Genomic DNA, 22549 nt, shown 5'->3' with positions numbered 1-22549 from the left:
GTAATACCTGATGGAAAAAAAGCAACGTATTTAAGAGCTGGCGTTTTTCTGAAGTGCCTTCTGCTTGAGGTAACTTTCTATAAATAAGTCTATATCGCCGTCCATTACGGCGTTTACGTTTGATGTTTCAACGCCGGTTCTGTGGTCCTTTACCATCTGGTATGGGTGAAAGACGTAGGACCTTATCTGGTTGCCCCAGGCTATCGTTTTGTGCTCTCCTCTTGCCTGGGCGATTTTTTCCTCTCTCTTTCTCATTTCAAGCTCGTAGAGGCGTGCCTTTAGGATTTTCATTGCGCGCTGTCTGTTTTGTATTTGAGACCTTTCGCTCTGGCAGGTTACCACTATTCCGGTGGGTATGTGGGTTATTCTTACTGCTGAATCGGTTTTGTTAACGTGCTGACCGCCAGCACCGGAAGCTCTGTATGTATCAACTCTTATGTCTTCGTCTTTTATTTCTATGTCTATTTCATCTTCTATTTCCGGGACAACTATTACGCCGCAGAAGGAAGTGTGGCGTCTGGCGTTTGAGTCAAAAGGTGAAATTCTTACAAGCCTGTGAGTGCCGTGTTCTGCTCGCAATAATCCGTAGGCGTAAGGTCCTTTAACTAAAATTGTTGCACTTTTTATACCGGCTTCTTCGTTTTCCTGATAGTCAAGGATTTCTGTTTCAAAGCCTTTTCTTTCTGCCCAGCGCAGATACATTCTCATAAGCATTTCTGCCCAGTCGCAGCTTTCCGTTCCGCCAGCACCTGCGTGGATTGTGACGATTGCGTTGTTTTTATCAAACTCACCTGAAAGGACAGTTTTTATTTCTAATTTGTCAAGGGATTTTTCAACGGAAGATAAAAGGTTTTCGGCTTCTTCTACTAAAGAGTTATCGTCAGGCTCTTCTTCAGCCATCTCTAAAAGGACTTCAGCGTCTTCCAATTTTCTTTCAAGTTCAGAAATTTGCGATAGTTCCTGTTCTATTCTGTTTCTTTCCTGCGAAATTGATTGGGCTTTTTTCTGGTCGTTCCAGAAGTCAGAAGAGGACATTTCTTCTTCTATTTCTTTGAGGCGGTTTTTCATTCCTTCAACGTCAAAAATACCCCCTGATTTCGTTGTAGCGGTCTTTAAGGGTTGAGAGGGATTGTTTGAGGGGGTGGATTTTTTCAAGCATCGTGTTTCCTCCAGCGTTTAGTTGCGCCTATAAATTACGCTCTACCAAGCAGTCTGTCCAGAATTATCGCTGCTGCCGAACGAACGGAAAGGTGGTTGTAATCGGTAGGACCTTCTATCGGCTCAAGAATATAGTCGGCAGATGATATGAACTCTTCTGTTAGTCCCCAGCCTGTTCCAAAGCAGAGCAGAATAGGTTCGTTTTCTTTAATTTTTTCACGTAAGGAGTTGTATGAAATTGCGTTATCGTATTTTCTTGCAGTTGTGACGACTACTTTTGGTTTTTTACCTTCTCTTTTTTCTATGTCTTTTAAGGCATCTTCAAAATAGGGAACGGCTCTTACTAATTTTAAAGCTTCCCATCTTTTGGGATTGTATTCCCTGCCGTGTCCACCCTGCCAGAAGGAAAGTAATTTATTTGCAAGCCAGAGGTGATTTTCTATTGGTTGAACAATGTAGTAGCCTTTTACTCCGTAGGTTCTTGAGGCTCTTGCTATGTCATGGATATCCAGCGTGGTTAGAGAAGTTGCTACAACTCTCTTTTCTTTGTTGTAAACGGGGTAGTGGAGCAAGGCAACGTAAACCATGAAATTCCTCGTAGGTAAAGATTATAAAGGGATTATATCAGAGATTATGAAGTTTTTAACTCTGTAGGCGTAGGATATATCGTAACAAAATTTTAATAGTGGAGTATTTTTAATTTTTGTTATTAGCTTGACACAATCGGATGTCTGATTTAGAATGAAGAATAGAAATGGGTGGTTTATCTCGGGGGAGTAATGAAATGGTTAAAAAGAAGAGTTTTACTTTTAGTACTTCCAGTTTTGTTATTTGAAGGGGGTCTTAGTTTATCCTGTTTCGCCTCACAGGAGCAAAAAGTTTTTTTAACTATAAAAAAGATTGTTGTTGAAGGAAACACGCTTGTTCCTTCTTCTGAAATTGAGAAAATAACTGATAAATACATAGGGAAACCTTTAACTTTAAAGACCTTAGATGAAATAGCCAGTTCTATTACCGATTTACTTTTAAGAAAAGGTTTCATAACATCAAGAGCTTATATCCCACCTCAAAAAGTAAAAAATGGTGTAGTTGTTATTAAGATTGCAGAAGGGAGAGTGGGGAATATTTACATAGAAGGGGGAATAAGCGAAAAGAAGAAACTTTTTGTTCTTTCATTTTTTGAAGATTTAAAAGGAAAAGTTCTTAATAAGAGGCAGATAGAGAGAAAACTTCTTGTTTTAAATGATAATCCTGGTTTAAAAGTTACTGCAGATTTGAAGAAAGGTAAAGAACCATTAACTACAGATGTTTATCTAAAAGTTAAAAAACAAAGAGATGTAAAGGGAAAGGTATTCCTTAATAATTGGGGTTCAAAGTATACAAGTAGGATACGTTACGGACTGGGTTTGGATATTGGTAATGTGTTTTTAGAAGGTTCTCGCCTTTCTTTTTCAGGAATTGTTGGTAGTAGTTATCATAGATTGCATTCTGGAAGTGTTTCCTATGAGATTCCTGCGGGAAGGAATGGGTTAAGAACAGGTTTTTGGGGTTCTTTTGGTAATAGTAACTTGGGGAGAGAGTTAGCTGTTCTTAATATTAAGAGTTATTCAAGAGCTTTTGGTTTTTACTTTAACTATCCATTTGTAAAGTTGGTTAATAAAGAATTGGATTTTCAATTTTCTTTTAACAGCGTTTATTCTAAACAGACTATGTTGGGTGCTACTACAAGTGAAGACCATGTAAGGTACGTGCAGGGAACTGTTCTCTATAGAAAAAATGAAGTTTTCTCTCAAAATTTGATGGAGTTTTCTGTTACTCAAGGACTTGGAGCAACGTTCGGTAGTGGAGATAATGAAGCTGAAGCGAGTAGGTATAACGCTTCTACGAAATTTACGAAGTTCAATTTAGGTCTTACGAGAGTGCAAAGATTGACAGAGTCTGTTTTTGGCGTTTTGAAGTTTAAGGGGCAGTACTCTAAAAGTATTTTGATGTCTTCTCAAGATTTTTATATAGGTGGACCAGCTTCAATAAGGGGATTCCTACTAACGCAATATGGTGGTGATAGCGGTTATTCTCTGTCCGGTGAATTGCGTTGGGCACCCACACCTGATAGGCAGTCTCTTCAATTCCTGTGTTTCTTTGATACAGGAAAGGTTTTTCTAAACCATCCTTATTCAGGTCAGGAAAAGAAGAGAGCTTTAACTGGAGCTGGTTTTGGAATGAGGTTAAACCTGCCGGGCGATTTTAGGATTAAAGCTGATGTTGGATATCCAATACATCCGAAATTGGATGGCGGTGTACGACATCTTAATACTTATGTTCAGATAACGAAGGAGTTTTAGGGGAGGAATCATGTTGTATAAAGATGTAGAAGTGCTTAACTCTAAAAAGCATAAAGGTTTTAAGCTCAAAGAAGTTAAGAGTTTTGAGGAATTTAAGCCGCTTAATTCATGTGTGGCTTTAGTTTCAGAGTTCAGAGAAGCATGTAAATTCTACCCTATAGTGTTTATGAACACTCCTGAAGGTTTTATGCCGGTTTTTTTACTTGGTGTGGAAAGGAATGTTTTCATAGATGAGAATGGTAGATGGACTAAAGACTATTACATTCCTGCTTTTGTTAGACGTTTTCCCTTTATACTGGTTGAAGATAAAAATTCAGGCAACGGAGGGGAAAGGAAATTATTCGTAGGTGTTGATAGAAGATTTTTAGTAAAAGATGGTGAAGGCAAAGAGCTTTTTAATGAGGAGGGAAAAGAAACAGAGTTTTTAAAGTCAGCGGCTCGTTTCCTTTCAGCTTACGATAAGGATTACCAACTTACAGTTGAGTTTGCTTCTGAACTTCAGCGTTTGAACCTTTTGCAAGGCATGGAAGCGACGGTTAAAAAGGGTAACGATAAGACGGTAGTAATCAAGAATTTATTTGTTGTTGATGAAGTTAGATTGTCAAAGCTGAATAAAGAACAGGTGTTTGATTTGTTTAAAAAAGGATTTATGGGGGCAGTTTACGCGCATCTAATTTCTTTAGCTAATTTCTCGAAGCTTGCTTAAACTAATTGGTGAGGCATGTTATGGCTTATGGAAAAAGTTCTTTGAGGAAGTTCCTTACGACCTCTATTACTTTTTTAGCGGGGGGACAGGTAGCTTATGCTTTACCGCAGGATGGACAGGTAGTAGCTGGTAAGGCTACGATAACTACTCCTTCAACTACAGAAATGTTGATTAAGCAAGCTACTGATAAGGCAATTGTTAATTGGTCCGCTTTTAGTATAGCTGAGAAGGAGTTAGTTAAGTTTAACCAGCCTTCTTCAGCAGCAGTTATTCTAAACAGAGTGGTTGGTCAAAGCCCTTCGGAAATTTTAGGAAAACTGGTAGCGAATGGGAGGGTTTTTCTGGTTAATCCTAACGGTATAGTTTTTGGTAAAAGTGCCGTTGTTGACGTTGCCGGACTTGTGGCTACTACGCTTGATATAAGGGATGAGGATTTTCTGAATGGTAACTATGATTTTGAGCAAATAGCGAATAAGCCTTTGGCTTCTGTGATTAACCGTGGTGAAATAAGGTTAACTGATAACGGTTTTGTAATGCTCGTTGCTCCTTCTGTTTCTAATGAAGGCTTTATATATGCGAAGCTCGGCAAGGTTATTTTGGCTTCGGGAACTGAATACAGGTTTGACTTTTTAGGAGATGGTTTAATCACCTATTCTGTGGATTCTTCTAACTCTTCCGGGAGCGTTTTAAACGTAGGAGTTATAAAGGCAGATGGTGGTGATGTAATTCTGACGACTAAAGCTGCTGAGAACGTTTTTTCTTCTGTTGTTAATAATGAAGGAATTATAGAGGCAAAATCTCTTGAAGTTAAGGGTGGCACAGTTGTTTTGGAAGGTGGAACAGTTGAGAATAGTGGTTCTATTGATGTTTCTTCGGGAGAGTCAGGTGCAGAATCTGGCTCTGTGACGATAAAAGGTAGTAGTGTTAAAAATAGTGGTTCTATTCTTGCCAGCGGTGCTGAAAATTCAAATGCAGGAAGTGTGGAGATATTTGGCTCGACAAAAGTAGATTTGAAAGATAGCTCTGATATTGAGGCTAAAGGTGAGGGGGAAGACTCTTCAGGAGGGTTTGTAGAAGTAAGCGGTAATGGTGTTGTTAATCTTTCAGGAAGAACTGATGTTTCAGCTGAAGATGGTAAGCCCGGGAAAGTGGTTGTTGACCCTGAAGATGTTGTTTTGGGCAGTTACGTTACAGGTGGTGGAGATTATGAGGTTAACGCCACTAACTCGATAACTGTTTCTGATAGTGCTGTAATTTCAACGAGAAATGTTGGTTCAACAAATGCTACTGAACAAATTTCCTTACCTTCTGTGGGTGATTCCGGTAATTTAACATTTACCGCACCCAATATAACGATAGGAACTAATGCCACACTGGTTACCTTTGCTGATAACGATTATAAGTCTGGCACTATAACTCTGAATGCTATTGGTGGTAGCGATACTTCATTGACAATTAAGTCAGGTGCTTTACTTAAAGGGGGTGATGTTAACTTATATTCAAAAGCAGAGGAAATTTCTACGTTTGGTGAAAGTGATGCAGAGGAAGGGAGTGAAACTGTAACTCTAGACTTTCTTGCGTATTCTTCGGGGGTACCTTTTGCGGGAGGTGCTAAAGAGGAAGCTCAGGCTTCTTCCAAGATAATAATAGAAAAGGGTGCCAGTATAGAAGGAACAAACGTAGATGTTGAATCGCAGGCTCACGCAAAAGCCTATGTTGCAGAATACCTTCCGGTAAGTAATGTTGCCTATTCTGTTTCAGAGCCTTCATCGGAAGTTACGATTAACGGTAACATAAAGGCTGCTGGAACTGTTAACATCTATTCTTATGCTAATGAGGAACTTACGGCTAAAGCTCAGACGGTAGTCAAGGTAGATGAAAGTAGGGATAGTAATAACTTTTATATAGGCGTTGCTTATGGTAAGGGGTCTTTAACTTCAAAGCTGTCCGTGGGTGATGCTTCTTTGATAGAAGGTTCATCGGTTAATATTGCTGCAGAGGGTGAGGAAAGTGTAGAAGTTAAGGGTGTGGGAAATGCTTATGCTGATGGAACTTTAAGTGGTTCTGTTGCCATAGCTGAGCTTGAAAGCACTGTAGAAAGTTCAGTATCTGGTAATGTTGTTTCCACTTCTGGTGATGCCAGTATTAAGAGCGATTTAAATATTGATAATTTTGCCATTAGCACATCTTCTTCATCTGGCACAGGAAAAACGGCTTATTTGAAGCCCGAATACTATCTTCCAGCAAATGCGATTACTAATTTTATGACTAAAAATTCTCCGTCGGCAAAGTCTGAAAGTAATTCTTCTACTTTTAGCTTTTCTGCTGCTTTTTCTTACGTTAATAGTGATACTTCTGTGACCGATGAAATTCTTTCCGGTGCTTCTGTTTCTTCGGCTGGAAATTTGAATCTTTCTTCAACGCTTACCTATCCTGTAAGTAATATACGTATGGGAGCTTCTGCGGGTGTTAATAATAATGATTCTGCCAAGAAAGATTATTCTTTTGCAGGTGCAGTTTCTGTAGCTCTGATTAAGGATGATGTGGAAACCCACGTTTACAGCGGTTCAAGTCTTGACGCTGTGGGTGATTTGAATGTTGATTCCAAGATAGATATGAGTTATGGCAGGGACACTTTTGATAAATATTCTGGAAGTTTGTCTTCAGCTGAAGACTACTACAATGCGACGAAGTATTATGTGGGGGAAACAGTTGATTACTTAGAAAATTATGCTTTTCCTAATAATCTGGTTGTCAGCACATCAGGTGGTAGTGTTGTTGGTGTAGCTGGAATGGTGGATATAGCTCATTTCGATGAGACGAGTAAGGCTCTGGTTGATGATGGTGTTGCAATTAACCAGAACGTTGATAGCTATGGAAAAGTGAACGTTAATGCCTATGAAAATCTGTTTTTCCTGAATGTTGCTGGTGATTTAGCAGGTGAGTTGAAGCCTACGGATAAAAGCGCTGTTGGTGGTTCTTATAACGATTTAGAAATGAAGCAAACCACTATTGCTCAACTTGGTGGAACCGTTAATGCTACGGCGCTACAGGTTAATGCATATTCGAAGGATTTTGCTTTCAATTTAGGAATAGCTGGAGGTATAGCAGATAATTACGCTATAAGCGGTTCTTTTTCCTGGCTGGGAATTGATAAAACAACGAAAGCCTACACTACAGAAGGAAGTATTTTAAACGTTGGTGGTGATTATATAACCGGTAACAATGCTGTTGTTGTCAGCGCTTTTGATGAAAATAAGGCTATTAACGTTGTAGGTGGAATTATCGTTGGACATAGCGTTGGTATTGGTGCTTCTGCCGTCATCAACGATATAAACAGGGATACCGAAAGCTATCTATCTGGCGTCTTAAACGTTAGTGATGGCGATACAACTGTATCTGCTACTAACGATGGTTTGAACCTTGGCATAGTGATTGCTGGTTCTGTAGTTACTCAGTCTACGAAGTTTTCTAACGTCGCTGAGGATGACCCACTTGATGGTTACAGCCTTCCAAATCTTTTCGGCGATGAACCGCAGACGCCTACGACGGGAATTGCAGCTGTCTTTGCAGGTGTGGTTAATCTGGTAAATACGAAGACATCAGCCTATACTGATAATCTGTCTTTCGTCGCTTCTGGCGGCTCTGATTTATATCTGAATTCGCGCTATTCCACAGACTCTTACGCTATAAGTGGGACTGCAGCGGTTACTTCTACGGATTCTAACGGTGCAGGACTTAACGGTGCATTTATGGCTGATTATATGTCTCTCGATACAGAAAGTTATCTTGAAAATTCTACGATTACAGGTGCTGACGATTTAAGTTTGTTCTCTGATGACGTGAGTCATGCAGTTACCATTGGTGCTGGTGGCGCTGTGGCTTCTTCTGATAACTCAGGTGCACTTGTGGGTTCGGTTACTAAAGTGAAGAAAAATGAAGACCTTCTCTCTTACGCTACAAATTCTACAGTTACTTCTAATACATTTTCTGCAAGCGTAAAAGACAGTTCAGGGATAGTTTCTGCTGCTGTTGACATTTCGAGCGCTAAAATAGCTGCCGGTGCGTCGATTTCTATTAACGATGTAAGCGGAACTGAAAGTTCGTATCTGAACGATTCGGATGTTGATTCTGGAAGTTTATTTTTAGAGAGCAATTCGGATAGGCATTTGTTGAGTATTACTGCTTCTGCTTCGGCTGCAAAAGACAGTTACTTGCTTGCTGCTGCTTCTGCGTCCTTTAATCTTTCAAACGTTGACGTTTCTGCTTACGTGGCCGGCAAGAAAAAGGATGGCGTGAAAGCTAATGAGCTTGATGTAGAGGCTATAGATAACAGCACTTCTGTTGTTGTTTCAGGTGCTCTAACTGCAAGTAAGAACGCTGTGGGTATAGGTGCTTCCTTTACCTATAATGATTTGAGCGATTCTGTTTCTTCGTATCTATCAGATACTTCTGTAAATGCAACTTCGGTTAGATTGGTTTCTTATGCTAATCCCAGTGTGACGGACGTTAGCGTTTCTGTTGCAGTTTCCAAAACGGGCGTCGGTTTTAACGTAGTTATTAACAAAGAGGAAAATGATGTTGAATCTTACGTTTCAAATTCTAATGTAACTTCAAGTGGAAGCTTTGTAACGGCGTCTTTTTATGAGGGTGAAAATAGCATATACGGTGGTTCTATAGTTGGTGGTAGTGAAGTAGGTATAGGTGGAACCGGAACTGCCAATATCGTTTCAAACGTTGTTAAGGCTTATTCTTACAATTCTACTATTGTGTCCGGGGCTTCCAGTGAAAGCGTTAATTTAGGTGATTTTAGCTATTCCGTTACAGGAATCGGAATAAAAGCTGAAGGCAAAGAAGACTGGAAGACGTATGTTGCTACGGGAACGCTGGCGAAGGGTGGATTTTTTGGCTTTAGTGGAACGGTTTCTGTGGATACCGACAAAGACGATGTAGAAAGTTATATCGATGATTCGGATGTTACAAGTGCATCCATGGTTGACGTTTCTGCAGTGCATTCTTCTGATGTGTCTGTTATGGATGGTTCAATGGCTGTTACCAGCGGCGGTGCAGCAGGTGCAGGGGTAGCAGCAGGTGCTATTGTTTTTAAAGAGAAGACAACGTCTTATATAGAGCAGTCGAGAGTTAAAGCTGCCAGCGTGTCTGTAAGTTCTGAAACGGCAGAGACGCCGTTCGTGACGGCAGTAGCCGGTTCTATTATGGGTGAGGTATCTATAGCCGGGGCTATAGGGGTGATTGTTTCCGAGTCTGAAAATGAGGCTTACGTAACGGACAGTTATTTATATTCGCCTGTTGTGAACGTAAATGCTAAAGATACGTTTTCCCTGCAGGATGGTAGTTTGCCAGGTGCTATTATAGGTTCTCTGTCTGCTACTGGTGGACCTGCTGGGCTTGGTGGTGGTGTTGGTGTAGTGAAAGTTAATAATAAGACTTATTCTTTTATTGCTGGTTCTCAGGTTGGGACTTCTGCTGCAAGGGCGACCGTTAACGTCAGTGCTAATGCTACCAAAAGCATTAACTATGCGGTAGCCAACGTTTCAGTTGGTGATTATCTGGGGCTTAGTGGTTCTGTTGGCGTTATATCTATTGGATCTGATACGAGGGCATTCATTGGTAGTAGTAGTGATAGAACGTCGGATGTTTGGGCTAATAATCTGAACGTTTCGTCTGTGGATACTACAAATATAAAAGGTGGCGTTGGTAATGCTGCTGGTTCAGCAGGTGCTTCTATAGGTGCTTCTGTAAACGTTGTTTCTATTCATTCCTACAATGCAGCTTTTATAGGAGATTCTACAAATGTTGATGCAAATTCTGTATTGATAGGCGCGGATACTGATAGGGATATTGACGTTAAAGCTATTGGATTGGGTGCTGGATTTGTGGGAGTTCAGGGCACCGTTTCTGTCGTTCATGTGGGTAGCTCTTTTGACTCAAATGAAGATAAAGCAATGGGGGATACGAGCAGCGGAGTTGATAACAGTATAACTGATCCTTTTAGATTGGATACTGGCGTTAGTGACGTTAATAATGAAGTCTCTTCTGATACGTCAGATGATAGCGTTTCTGATGACCTATCTGAAGATTCTTCCTTTGAAGATTTGACTCTGGCATCTATAGGTAAAAACGCTCATGTTGTTGTTCATGGAAACCTATCTCTGATGGCAAAGAATAGTATTAACGTTGATTCTGAAATTGGTGGAGGCGCTTTCGGAGTTGCTGGCATCGGCGGAACTGTTAATGTAATTAAGAATTATGGGAATGCAGAGGCTTATATAGATTCAGGTGCAGATGTTAGCTTTACTGTTCCTGGTTCTCTGCTGGACGTTAAAACTGATGTAAGTGATAACGTTACGGCTGTTACGTATGCCGGTTCTGGTGGTGGAATAACTCTGGGAGCAGCTGTTACCTATGTGGATTTAGGTGGTAACGGTCTGTCTTACATTGGGGATTATGCTTCGATTAGCGGTGATGTGAACCTGAACTTTTCTTCTTCGGAAGGTATTAACGTTGACGTTAAGTCTATCGGAACCAGTGCAGGATTGGCTGTAGCTGGAATTACGCAATCTGAGGTTGACGTTGGTGGTGAGACAGCAGCTTACGTCGGGAATAACGTTGATATAGGTAGTTCTTCCAATAAAGTGAAATCTTTGAATTTTAGCGCTTCAAGAGATGATTCTGTTAACGTTTACTCTTTGCCGGTGAATGTTGGTGCGGCATCAGCAGTTGCTTCAGATTCTGAAATTGATTACGACCCTTATGTGAAGGTTTATACGGGATATTCCAATACAGTCTATGCGTCTGGTGATTACAATGCGGTGGCTACTCTGACTTACGGATTGAATTCGAAGGCTGATGGCGTTAATCTGGGGATTTGCACGGCAGGTGAATCCTTATCCCAGATTTCTCTTTCGCCTCAGGTTCTTTCAAGTATTGGTTCTGGAAATCAGGTAAATGTTGATAACTTCTACCAGGCTTCTTCCATTACGAGTGACTCTTTTGCATCTTCTAATGCAATACCTTCAGTAGGTGGCGGGCTTCTGGCCGGCTCGGTTGGAAGTTACGGGTATCTGTCGGACGGTTCTGTTGTTAAGTCTTCGTTGGGGACTGATTCTAAGGTGGTTACTGAGGGGGGATTTTCTCTGTTTACCCAGAGGGCAGGTTCAGATTATGCTGATGCTGAAGGTGGGGTAGGAGGACTGCTGGCAATTGGTGAGTCTGAAGCGGAAGTGGACTTTAATGGTGAGAATGGAATTTATTTTGATAGTGGAAGTAGTGTTAACTCTCAGGGTGATGTAAATGTGAAGGCTCAGACTACCAGCACGGTTCAATCTAAGGCTGTAGCAGGTAGTGGAGGTGTTGTAAGTGGTGATGCTTCCTATGCCAGCGTTTACGTGGATGATATTCTGAACGTATCTACTGATAGCAATGTGGCAATATACTCTCATGATTCTTTAAGTATGAACGCTTACAAGAGTGTTACCTTTAACTTCTTCGCTGATAGCTCGCAGGCTTCTGTAGCCGGTGCGAGTGGGGCAAATGCTTATGGTAGTGTAGATGAGAGTTATTCCGATATTGAAATTGGAGATGGGAGTAGCCTTGAAGCCTCTGAAATAAGTATTGTTGCAACGAACAAACTTTCACAGCCACAGACTATTACACCTAATTCTTCTGAGGGTTCGGGTGGCGTTATAGAAGGATCAGCTTCTTACGCTCATCTTAATGTTTCCAACACCGGTTCTAAAGTGAACGTTGGTAGTGGAGTACTTATTAAACTGGATGGTGATTACTTTAGTGATAACGATGTTCTCATTAAAGCGGTAAATGATTTTAATTTCTATGAAAAAGCGAAGTTGAGCAGTGGTGGTTTAATTGACCTGGCTAATTCAGAGGCTGATATTTCCGCTACTGACAACATTTACTCTACGGTTTCTATTGGTGAAGGAGCAAACTTTGATGTAATGGGAAATGTGATACTGGCTTCTGTTACAAACGCTGAGGGTAATGTAGAAGCGTCTTCTTATACTTACGGTGGTGGTAGTTACGCTGATGGTAGTTCTTCATCTACTATAAAAGCAAATGATATAGTAGAAATAAAAGATAATGCTGTTGTAAAGGCTTCTCATAAAGTGACCATTTTGGCGGGTGCTGACGATAATGCTGTGGGTTATTTGAAAACAAAGGCTTATACTGACATATATAACAAGGCTCTGGTTCCGTTTGAAGGGTCGCCTGATGCTACAGCGTCTTCAATCAGATATGCTACTGTGAAGATAGATGGTGGTGCCACCGTTGAGACTGGCTATGATATAGATATAACCGCTACAAAGGGTGACCTTTACGCTTACGGTTATGGTAGAGCCATTGATCTCTATAAGAAAGCTCTGGAAGAAATTAAAGAGTGGTTTGGTGATGATGATGGTTCTGAGGAATATACTGCAGGAACGAGTTATACGGCTGGTGAAGGTGATGTTTACGTGGATGGAGAATTGCAGACGGGACTATACAGGAAGCAGTATGTGACTTTTGGAGAGGATTTTAACCCTGGTTTTTATGTTACGAGCTATGTTGATCCAACTACTAACAGTACAGCTTACAAACTTGTTCCTAATACAGTTGTGGAGGACGATGGAGTTTGGAAAGTTTATGATGCTGATGGTAACTATGTGAAAACTCTTAATCCTGATGAAGAAAGTAATGGAGTTAGTTGGAGTCTTATTACGGATTTTACTATAGAGAAGAGTATAGAGGATAAAATTCAAGAATTAGAAGATTTAAAAGCAAACTATGGGGCAGATTCTCAGACAGCGCAGGATATAGAAACTGAAATTGAAGTACTTAAAGGTGAATTAACTGATTCAGCACTTTCGCAAACTACTCATATAATAAAACTCGGGACTATTTATGCTTCTTCAGGTAATATCAATATTAATGCTGATAATCTTTATGGAGATGGTAAGCTTAATGCACCTGGGGATGTTAGTATTGATGTTGTTAATAAGTCGCCTTTACCTATAGAACTTGGTTCTCTAATAATCCCTTGGAGTCATGGAGGACATGTAAGGTTTAACACTACTTCTATTCATTCTTCAGATGATATTGCGAAAGTTAATACTTCTCATGTTAGGCCTGATATCTCTGTTACTGATGGTGAAAATTCGCCATTGCCTTCTATATCAGTAATAAGTGAAGCAGAAAGAAAAATGTATGTGACGTCGGATGGGTCAACATTGTATTTATATCCACCGCCGGTGATAGCAGGATATTCAACGACGGATGGAGATGATAGTGGAAACACTTATATTGCTAATATGGGTGGTTCTGTAACTATAAAAGGGACAGGGAGTATAATTGTTACTGAACCAATATCTGCTAATACAATAACTCTTGATGCGGGTGCCAATTTTATTTTTAATAATCCTAATGCTTTTTACTTTGTTCTTGGAGATCCGGAGTCGCAATTTTCATCTACTGCGGATAGTGCGCAGAGTATAGAAGGGAGTAATACAGGAACGTATACTGATAGTGATTTAGAAAATGAGGCATCGTATGTTTCTTATAATACGAGCCTAAGTAATATTGATTCTTATTCTGGTTATACTTTAGCTGGTAATAATATTTTTATCAATGCTGATATTGTTGATATAAATGGGATTATTCAGAGTGGAATACCTGATAGAAAGATAACCATATACGCGGATCCGATTTCAGGAGCAATAAAGGTTCAAGAGAGCTCACTTTGGATAGACATGGATGATGGTGAACCAGTATTGGCGAAAACTCTTTCTTATGAATTAAAGGATGGAAAGATTTACATTCCTGATGTTAGTGTTCAAGGGGGAACTGTATTTATATCGGGGAAAATTATAAATACGGGTAATAATGCGAAAAAAGGTTGGATTAATGTAATGGATGGTTACGGGAAAATTCAGATAACTAACCTTACAAATTATCCTGTTGTTATAGAAGGTGTGGATACGGGAGGAATTGAGGGGAAAGTTACTTTAGTTGATAAAAGTAAAGATAATTATGGTAACTGGTTTGATCCTGATAGTAGTAAATATTATTTAACAACTGAATACACGCGGCTTGGAGATACGATTCAAGTCTATGACAATATGGGTATTGATTCATCAAAACCTGTAAAACTCGAGCAAACTATTACCGGTAGAATAGCTGAGTATAAGCCATTGGATAATTTGTATTATTACTGGTTGAAAGGAACTGAAACAGGAACAAAAACAGTTACGGTTTATCAGCATGATTATGGTAAGTTCTTAGGGTTTATTTCTTACAGCGATGCGCATTACGAAGAGAGCTGGAAAGTTAATGAATATACAAAAACTCTGTCGAATGATGAGCTACCGAATGGTTCGGTGTTAGGAGTTTATAGTTTTGACGGTTCATCTCCTTATGCTTATAAACATGTTAGGGTTACAACACAGGATAGTAAACATACTGATGTGGATGAATGGACTGAGTGGCATTTTTTAGTTAAGCATACAATAGTGAAATGGACTGTTACTGAAAAGAAAACGGATAGGGATTATTACTTTAACTATGTAAAAGCAGATTATCCGATAAAGATACACTTCATAGGTTATGATACAGGAAGTGTGAACATTTATAGTTCTTCCAACGTTGAGATTGCTGGTGTTATAAGAAATCCTGAAGGTAATACAGAAATTACTGCACCAGAGATTCTTTCTAAAAATGTAGGGTTGATTCAAGGTCAGAAAATAAGTTTGAGAGCTAACGTCATTGGTTCTCAGACTGCACCTATTAAAATAACGGGAAGTTTGGTTTCTGGAAGTTATGTAATACCTGAGGTTTCCGTTTTTGCCACGGGTGATGTTAACCTGTATGCAGTTGATACCAATGCGATGATTTCAAGTATAGAGACTGCAGGTGATGTAAATATTGTTGGTGATAAAAATCTTGTTTTTGAGACCTACGATCCATTTGCTGGAACATCGCTCAGTGGTGCTCTTATAAAAGGTAAAAATATTTACCTTGAGTCCAAATTTGGTAGTGTGTCTGCGGAAGGAGGTGAATTTATTAACGTTGATACTGATGCGGATGCTGGAGGAACGCTTACCGTTCTGGCTTCAAACGGTGACGTAAAAATAAGAGAACTTACAGGTGACCTTTATCTGAATGAAATAAAGACTTCGGGTGATGTGTATGTAGAGGTTCCTTTTGGAAATCTTATAGATGCTAATCCTAACGAAAAGAAAGACGATAGAACCATTGCAGAGTTAGAGGAGTTATGGAATAAGCTTGGATTGACAGGTGATTCAGCTGATGAGTTGAAGGAGCAGGAAATAGAAGCTTATAACAGAATGATGAAAAGGCAATATCAGGATTACTGGAAGAATTACAGAAACCTCAAGGTAAATCCTGATGGGACGTATTCTTATTCTGATTATCAGGAAGTGGAATTCAAGTTGTCTGATGAAGAGATAAATGCTCTCAAGGCTGCTGGCTGGACCGATGATATGATACAGGACTACGAAGATAAAATGACGAAACTTTATAATGAATGGGGACAGGAACCTTATAATCCGAACTTTACCTATAATGTTCAGACCGATGATCCTGACCAGTATAATCTGTTAACTGATAATACCTGGACGGACAGACAGCTACAGAATCCTTTGCCTTCATTCCTTTTCAAGAAAGATGTTACAGATACCGTTTATATGACGGAATCGCCTAACATTGTAGGAAATAACGTATACATATTTACGGGTGGTTCGATAGGTATAGATAAGCAGGATATTGTCTATAACTATTCAGATCCGGATTCCATTCCTGAGGATGAAAAGGATAAAGTTTATCTGGCTCTTGCAGCAGCTGAAATTGGTGATGTAAAGATAGACCCGGATAATAAGGAAATAATTATTCACCAGAGAGATGATATTGACGTTGACGCTAACGGTAAGGTTACTGCAGTGGCAGCCGGTCACGTTTATCTTGGTTCTGATTCCAAGATGACTGTTTACAACCTGTTCAGTAAAGATGACTGGGTAAGACTCAAAGTTTACGGTGATATTCTGGCATCTTCCGGTATAGTTAATATTACTGCCCCTCAAGGTCTTATTTTGGAGTCTGCTGATGGTGCTATAGGAACGCCAGATGTTCCTTTATCTGTCTATCTTGATTCTGGCTCACCGATTGTTGCGAGAGCTTTAAACGGTATTAATCTGCTGGCACCTAACGGTGACCTTTACGTTGAGTATATATATACTCCTGGCGATTTGACGCTTTCAGTTCCTAACGGTGTCATTCATGACTGGAGTCAGGATACAGAGGCAGATATTAAGGCGGATTCTGCTCTTATTACTGCTGCAGGAGTTGGAGATAGTGGTGGTTCGGATAAGGCGCTTAATCTGAGTTTGGGGTCTGGTGATTTAGAAGTATTTTCTTCAGGTGATGTCAATATTACTAATGATGGAAATACCGTTCTGAAGGATAGCTCGGTTAAGGGTGATTTCTATCTGACATCTGAAGGTGATTTAAGCGTTTCGGGGAATGTGTTAGCAGGGATTGTAGATTTTAATGTTGAAGGTAATACTAATATATCATCTGATGGTAGATTGGCTTCTACTTCCGGATATCTTTCTTTACAGACGCAGGGTAATCTGGATATAGAAGGTTCCGTTTATAGTTCAGACTGGCTTCTTCTTAAGTCTAGCGGTGATATTCAGGTAACCGGTAAAGTGGGGAGTGCCGGTGAGCTTAATATTATCGGTGATGGAAATTCTTCTCTTGTTATGTCGGGTGGAAGAATAACTGCATACACTGATAACGTTACGATTGATGGGCTTTCATCTTTCAGTGAAGAAAACGGAAGTTACATTGATTCGGGCAATGTTTTGAATATTCATGCCAGTGGAGACATAAAGTTTGATTCTTCCTTTGCAGGAGCAGAATTTACCTACGTTAAGTCGGATGAAGGTTCTCTATCTGTTCTGAACGGTGGAGAAATTGAAGGATATTCCCTCCTTGATGTAGAGGCTCAAAAAGATGTTGATATTGATGGTTCTTTGGCAAGTGAAGGTGGTGAAATTAGGGTAGTAACCGGTGCCGGTTCGTTTAACCTTTATACAAGCAGTGGTTCTGTAAATAGTATTGCAGGAGAGAGGCAGGTAAACATTTCTGCTGCTGGAGATGTAAACTTTGATAATTATACTTCTGTTTATTCACTTGGTGATATAACTGTTAATTCTGGTGGTGATTTTACCAGCGCTGCCTGGATTAACGGTAAAGGTTCGGTGAATGTAAATGCAGGTGGCAATATTAACGTTTTAAATCCAGGCTACGTGCATTCTGGCAGTGCTGCTAAGGTAACGATTCCTGATGTTCAATTTGTTAAGAACCTTGTTGAGTTTGCTGAGGAAGAGAGTAACGATAAACAGTTGTTACTGGATGCTCTTTCTTATGTGAACGATAAGTTTGAAAGTGCAGTTTCTGAGACCGAAAATGTATGGAACGGTTATTATAACTACTTTGAGCAGACTGTAAGGGAAAGTCCTTACTACGCGGATGTTCGATCATTTGTGTTTGACAACAATCTCGAACAGTATATTCCTTCTCAAACAATACCCGTTAACAGTATTACGGACATTGTTGAGAATTTTGATATTCCAGATGGTTCTATAGATTTGCCGCTTCCTCAAACGCCTGTTGTTTCACCTTCGCAGATTAACTTTGTTGCAGGGAAAGATGTAAATGTTAAGGCTCTGCTGGATACTGACGGGAAGGTGGATATTAACGCTGATGGTAACGTTTATTTGTATTCAACCGTTCTTGGCGGTAAAGTAAACGTTGTGGCATCTGGAGATTTAATTCAGGATAAGAAAGCCATCACTTATTCAGAAAGTGATGTTAGTTATACAGGGAAATCTGTTGAGTTGAATGGATTAACACTTTCTGCCAATAAAACGTCAATAGCCGGTTCTTCAGTAGAAGTTACAGGATTTACAGGTGGTGAGTCTATTAGTGTGAATTCCACTGGAAATATTGATATACAGGGAGGCGTTTACGGAATTAACAGCCTGACACTTGTATCTGGTGGGAACGCCAGCATAGAGGGAATTGCAGGAAGTAATGGTTTAATAACTATTAACAGTGGTGGCGATTTTTACGTTTCCAGGTTAGGTATAGTTGAATCTTATGGAAAAGTTGAAGATATCTTCTCAGGTTATATGGAACAGTTACCTGATTTCATTAAAGATGTCATTAACAATATTCCCATGCCTGATAATCTCGTTACTGGTATTTCTGTATCTTCCAGAGATTTTACTGTTGATGGTGCTGTTTTAACCACGGGAGATATAAACGTTTCCGGCAGGAACGGGGTTGTGAGCGGAGTTCTATCTGGTAGTAATGTAAATGTTGAGACGAGTGCTGATTTTATATCGCTGGATAACGCTACAGTAGTGGCTCTGGACTCCATTAAAGGTTATTCTGGTGGAAGTGCTTCGCTGTCAGGTTATTACGTTTCTGGGAAACTCATCTCGTGGAATTCTACAGGTGATGTGGATGTAGATGGATTGATGGGTTCAGCTGGTGGGGTAGTTACTGAAGATATGCTATCTGATTTTGCAGATGTTCCGGGTTCATTGGACAGAGAACAGATGCTATCTGAGGTGGAGGAAGCTGTTTATAAAACAATTACCGGTGAAATTAACCTTTCTTCCTATAATGGAAATGTATCGTTGAAGGGTGAAGGAGTCTATGCCGGGGATGATGTAAATATTTCAGCAGGAGGATATGCGACGATTTCCACGTTTATTATAGGCGGTAAGGGAGTTAACGTTCGTTCTGCAGGTGATGTTGAGCAGGAGGTGGGTAAGATTTATGCGATTGATGGCAATGTGACGATTGAAGGTGATGGTAATTTCGTTCAGGAATCAGGAGTGAGCGTTAACGCTTCAGATTCAGTGATGATAAATGTAAAAGGTGATTCTATTCTTTCCAGCGTAAATGCCGGTAACTTCGCTTTTGTAGAAGCGGGGGGTGGTATTTATGATTCGGATGGAAATGAAGTTCCTTATGACTACGATATTATTTCACCTTCTGTGACTCTTAAGGCGGATTCTGGTATAGGCAGGCCTTCAGATGCTCTTGACCTGAAGACTTCCAGATTGGAGGCTTCTACTCTTTATGGTGGTATATATATAGACAACGATGGAACATTAAACGTGAATGATGTTGTGGCGGGAGAGGGTGATATATACCTTAAAGTGATAAACGGTGATATGTTTATTAATTCTCTTATTGAAGCTAAAAAGGGCGGTGTTTCTCTGATAGTTCCGGATGGTTATATAATGGGTGAAGGTCTGGTTAAAGCGGATAAGGATTCTCTGTTTGTTGCTGGTAAATATATAGGTTTACCGTTTTATCCTGTTAACGTGGATATAAAAGGTTCGTTGTCGTTGAGGGTTTATGGTAAAGATGATTATTACGGTATTTCGGCTTATATAAATGGATATACCAATCCGATGTTCTTGAATGTGGAGAATATTCCACCTGGGCTTGTCTTCCTGAATAACGTTTCTAACGGTGGATTGCCTCAGGATAACTTCTTCTACGGTATAGATACAGAGGTTTCCAATACCGTTAATGAGATATTTAAGTTTTTCCCCAGAATGAAGAACTTTAAGTTCCGTCAGGCAACGGACAAGATAGATGAAGGAATATTCAGATTCTACGTTAATCCGAATAACCTTATACAGGAGGAAAATCCCCTCATTTCCCTCGAGCAGTGATGGCAGATGAAATTTTAGAAATTCTTAAAAACGCCAGAAGTGTTGGCGTTCTTACCGGCGCCGGCATTAGTGCTGAAAGCGGTATTCCTACGTTCAGGGGCAAAGACGGTCTGTGGAACAAGTATGACCCTGTTGACCTTGCTACTTTAGATGCTTTCAGGGGTAATCCTTTAAAGGTGTGGCAGTGGTATTTGTGGAGGATGTGGCTGATTTCTAAAGCAAAGCCTAATGCCGGGCATCTTTCTCTTGCTGAAATGGAAAACTTGTTTCCTGCCTTTTTGCTTATAACTCAAAACGTTGATGGACTTCACAGGCTGGCTGGTTCTAAAAACCTGGTGGAGCTTCACGGTAACATTTTTGAGGGTAAGTGCAGGGATTGTGGAAAGGTTTTTGAAGAAGAGGAATTTTCGGAATTATTTGCGTTGGCTGACAGAAAAAGGCTTGAAAAAATGAGTGAAGAGGAATTTAAAAAGGTGGTTTTAAATGGCTTGAAGGAAGAAGAGCTACCTGTCTGTCCGATTTGCGGCAGTATCGTTGGGCCTGGCGTTGTCTGGTTTGGAGAGAGCCTTCCTGAAGATGCGCTGGAGAGGGCTTTTGCTTTTGCAGAAAAGAGTGATGTGTTTTTCTCTGTTGGAACTTCAGCGGTGGTTCAGCCTGCTGCGTCTATTCCGTTGATAGCTAAAAGGCACGGTGCCGTTTTAGTTGAAGTGAATCCAGAGGAAACGCCGCTTTCACCTTACTGTGATTTTGTCTTTCGCGCTTCTGCTTCTGAAGTTTTGCCGGGAATTTTAAGCTCTTTAACAGAATAAGAGCATACGTAAAACGTTTTCTTTCCTACTTTAGCAGTGTATAGAACGTTGGCTTCCGGCTTTTCAGACAGGAACAGAGAGTTTTTGGGTGGATGTTTGGTGAACTTTAAGATTTTGTCTCTAAATGTTTCTACATAGAAGCAGAACTGCAGATATTTTGTTTTGGTGAATAGAGAGAAGTCTTTTGTTATTTCTGCGACTTTCTTGCCTTCTGCTCTATAAGGCGGATATTTGAGTTGAGCTATCGGTATGTAGTAACAACTGTAAATTGCTCTTAGAAGAACCATAAATAAAAATGTAAAGGTTATCAGGTTGGTAAAGTTGATTTTTGGCAGGACGTAGAAATAGAGAAAGTAAGAAAAAGCTAAAAAGGCTATTGTTTCTTTGAGAATTAAAGAGGAATTGTGGGAAATTATAACTCCTGCGACTATAAGGACTGGAACGGAAATCTCAAGGAAGAACTGGAAAGATTTTTTCGCTCTTTTATGAAGTATAACCTGCTCTTTGAGGGCGTAGGCTATAACTAAGGATAGCATTGGAAGTGCCGGTATTATGTATCTCAACCTGCTTCCGGGGAAAATCCAGTAAACGGCTATGTTTAAAAGTGATGAAAGTAACAGGAACTTTACTGTTTCGTTTTCAAAAAGGAGTTTGACGGGGATTTTCTTCTTAAGGCAGTAGTAGATGATTATCAACGACCAGGGAACAGTTGCTGCTATCAGTCTCAATGGGAAAGATAGATATCTTTTAATTGTAAAGGTTATTGAGTGGTGTTCGGGGGCTCTGGCGATAACTTCATATACCAGCGTGAGCAGTGCCTTTTTGGTGTTGACGGCGAAAAGCCACGCTGTGAAAGGTATTAAACCTATAATTGCGCCTAAGAGGTGGAGAGGGGTGAGGATTTTTTTAATTTCTTTTCGCCAGATAATAGCGTAAGAGAAGATGAAGATATAGAAGAAGTGAATTGCTGGAAGCCCTTTAGTTAGCAATGCTAACGATATAAAAAAGTATCCTGAAATCCATGCTGTCAGGACTTTTTCGTTTTTCAGGAAGTAGAACCACGAAAAGATGGATAGAGTAACCATCAGAGAAAAAAGAACGTCCGGTTCACACTTTGTAGAGTATCCGAAGAGAACTACAAAGAAAGTTGGATATATCAGAGCGCCGAAAATGGCGGTTTTTTTATCTAAAAATCTTTTTCCAAATAGGTAGATTAGAAGGGAGGTTAACAAAACTGCTAAGACAGAAGGAAAGCGGAGGGTGAATTCGGAAACGTGCCCTGCGATGAACGAGGTTATGGATGTTATCCATTCGTGAAAAGGTGGCTTTTTAAAATAGGGCTCTCCTAAAACGGTAGGTTGAAGGAAATTGCCGCTTTTCAGCATTTCAAAGGTTATTATGCCTCTTCTTGGCTCTTCATGGTGGAGCGTGAATGTGCCTAAATTCGCAAATAGAGAAAAGAATAAAAGAATCAGTGTGTATTTAAGGGTTTTCTTTTCCGTCACTGCCTACCTCTCTGAAAAACTCTGCCGGAATGTCCGGTTCTTCACCGACGGGATGAAAGTCAACTTCAATGCTTCCACAGTTGGGACATTTAAAATAACTAATCCACATACTTTTACTTCCTATGATGTCGGCAACGTCGCCAGTTTTGTTCACATCTCTTGAGCCTATGTACTCAAATTCTCCTACGTTTCCGCAGGTAGAACACTTTAGTAGCTTTTTGTAGCTTTCCATTCTCCT

General features: G+C 40.1%; 8 protein-coding genes. 4 read left to right on the top strand and 4 right to left on the bottom strand.

Annotation, left to right across the window (positions count from 1 at the left end):
* Positions 1-30 precede the first annotated feature (30 nt).
* Together prfB and QOL23_RS02400 are read right to left on the bottom strand one after the other, a co-directional pair.
* Positions 31-1159, bottom strand: a protein-coding gene (prfB, locus tag QOL23_RS02405) for a peptide chain release factor 2 (protein ID WP_425604254.1) whose coding sequence is annotated in 2 segments (ribosomal slippage) — positions 31-1092 and positions 1094-1159 — 1128 coding nt in all. Because the reading frame shifts where the segments join, the coding sequence is not laid out codon by codon here.
* 34 nt (positions 1160-1193) lie between these two features.
* Positions 1194-1745, bottom strand: coding sequence for an RNA methyltransferase (locus tag QOL23_RS02400; RefSeq protein ID WP_283399989.1), 552 nt, complete (start codon positions 1743-1745; stop codon positions 1194-1196).
* Between the two features lie 192 nt (positions 1746-1937).
* Between QOL23_RS02400 and QOL23_RS02395 the strand changes: the two genes are divergently transcribed.
* Genes QOL23_RS02395 through QOL23_RS02380 form a run of 4 tightly spaced genes read left to right on the top strand, consistent with a single transcriptional unit; the run spans position 1938 to position 20806 of the window.
* Positions 1938-3500, top strand: a complete 1563-nt coding sequence (locus tag QOL23_RS02395) for a ShlB/FhaC/HecB family hemolysin secretion/activation protein (RefSeq protein WP_283399988.1) — start codon at positions 1938-1940, stop codon at positions 3498-3500.
* A 10-nt stretch (positions 3501-3510) separates the two neighbouring features.
* A complete protein-coding gene (locus tag QOL23_RS02390; protein ID WP_283399987.1) occupies positions 3511-4206 on the top strand; it encodes a SapC family protein in 696 nt (231 codons plus the stop codon).
* 20 nt (positions 4207-4226) lie between these two features.
* Positions 4227-19997, top strand: a complete 15771-nt coding sequence (locus tag QOL23_RS02385) for a two-partner secretion domain-containing protein (protein ID WP_283399986.1) — start codon at positions 4227-4229, stop codon at positions 19995-19997.
* Positions 19997-20806 carry an NAD-dependent deacylase gene (locus tag QOL23_RS02380; RefSeq protein ID WP_283399985.1) on the top strand — a complete coding sequence of 270 codons (810 nt, stop codon included), beginning with the start codon at positions 19997-19999 and terminating at the stop codon, positions 20804-20806. Before QOL23_RS02385 ends, QOL23_RS02380 begins: the two co-directional genes overlap by 1 nt.
* Here the strand turns inward: QOL23_RS02380 and QOL23_RS02375 are convergent.
* Both QOL23_RS02375 and QOL23_RS02370 read right to left on the bottom strand, forming a co-directional pair.
* The gene (locus QOL23_RS02375) at positions 20734-22311 is read right to left on the bottom strand and encodes an ArnT family glycosyltransferase (RefSeq protein ID WP_283399984.1); all 1578 of its coding nucleotides are present in this window, start codon (positions 22309-22311) and stop codon (positions 20734-20736) included. The two genes, QOL23_RS02380 and QOL23_RS02375, sit on opposite strands and share 73 nt — an antisense overlap.
* Complete coding sequence (locus QOL23_RS02370; protein ID WP_283399983.1) at positions 22289-22543, bottom strand: hypothetical protein; 255 nt, start codon at positions 22541-22543, stop codon at positions 22289-22291. The genes QOL23_RS02375 and QOL23_RS02370 overlap by 23 nt, the downstream gene beginning before the upstream one ends.
* Positions 22544-22549 lie beyond the last annotated feature (6 nt).

The organism is Desulfurobacterium pacificum, from assembly GCF_900182835.1.
Lineage (GTDB): Bacteria > Aquificota > Aquificia > Desulfurobacteriales > Desulfurobacteriaceae > Desulfurobacterium_B > Desulfurobacterium_B pacificum.
Note: the sequence above shows the minus strand (reverse complement) of the source record. Positions and strands in the feature narration are given on the sequence as shown.

Excerpts from the sequence above, each read along its gene's own strand:
- QOL23_RS02390 (WP_283399987.1), top strand. The coding sequence starts at position 3,511 with ATGTTGTATAAAGATGTAGAAGTGCTTAACTCTAAAAAGCATAAAGGT.
- QOL23_RS02370 (WP_283399983.1), bottom strand. The coding sequence starts at position 22,543 with ATGGAAAGCTACAAAAAGCTACTAAAGTGTTCTACCTGCGGAAACGTA.
- QOL23_RS02400 (WP_283399989.1), bottom strand. The coding sequence starts at position 1,745 with ATGGTTTACGTTGCCTTGCTCCACTACCCCGTTTACAACAAAGAAAAG.
- QOL23_RS02385 (WP_283399986.1), top strand. The coding sequence starts at position 4,227 with ATGGCTTATGGAAAAAGTTCTTTGAGGAAGTTCCTTACGACCTCTATT.
- QOL23_RS02380 (WP_283399985.1), top strand. The coding sequence starts at position 19,997 with ATGGCAGATGAAATTTTAGAAATTCTTAAAAACGCCAGAAGTGTTGGC.
- QOL23_RS02395 (WP_283399988.1), top strand. The coding sequence starts at position 1,938 with ATGAAATGGTTAAAAAGAAGAGTTTTACTTTTAGTACTTCCAGTTTTG.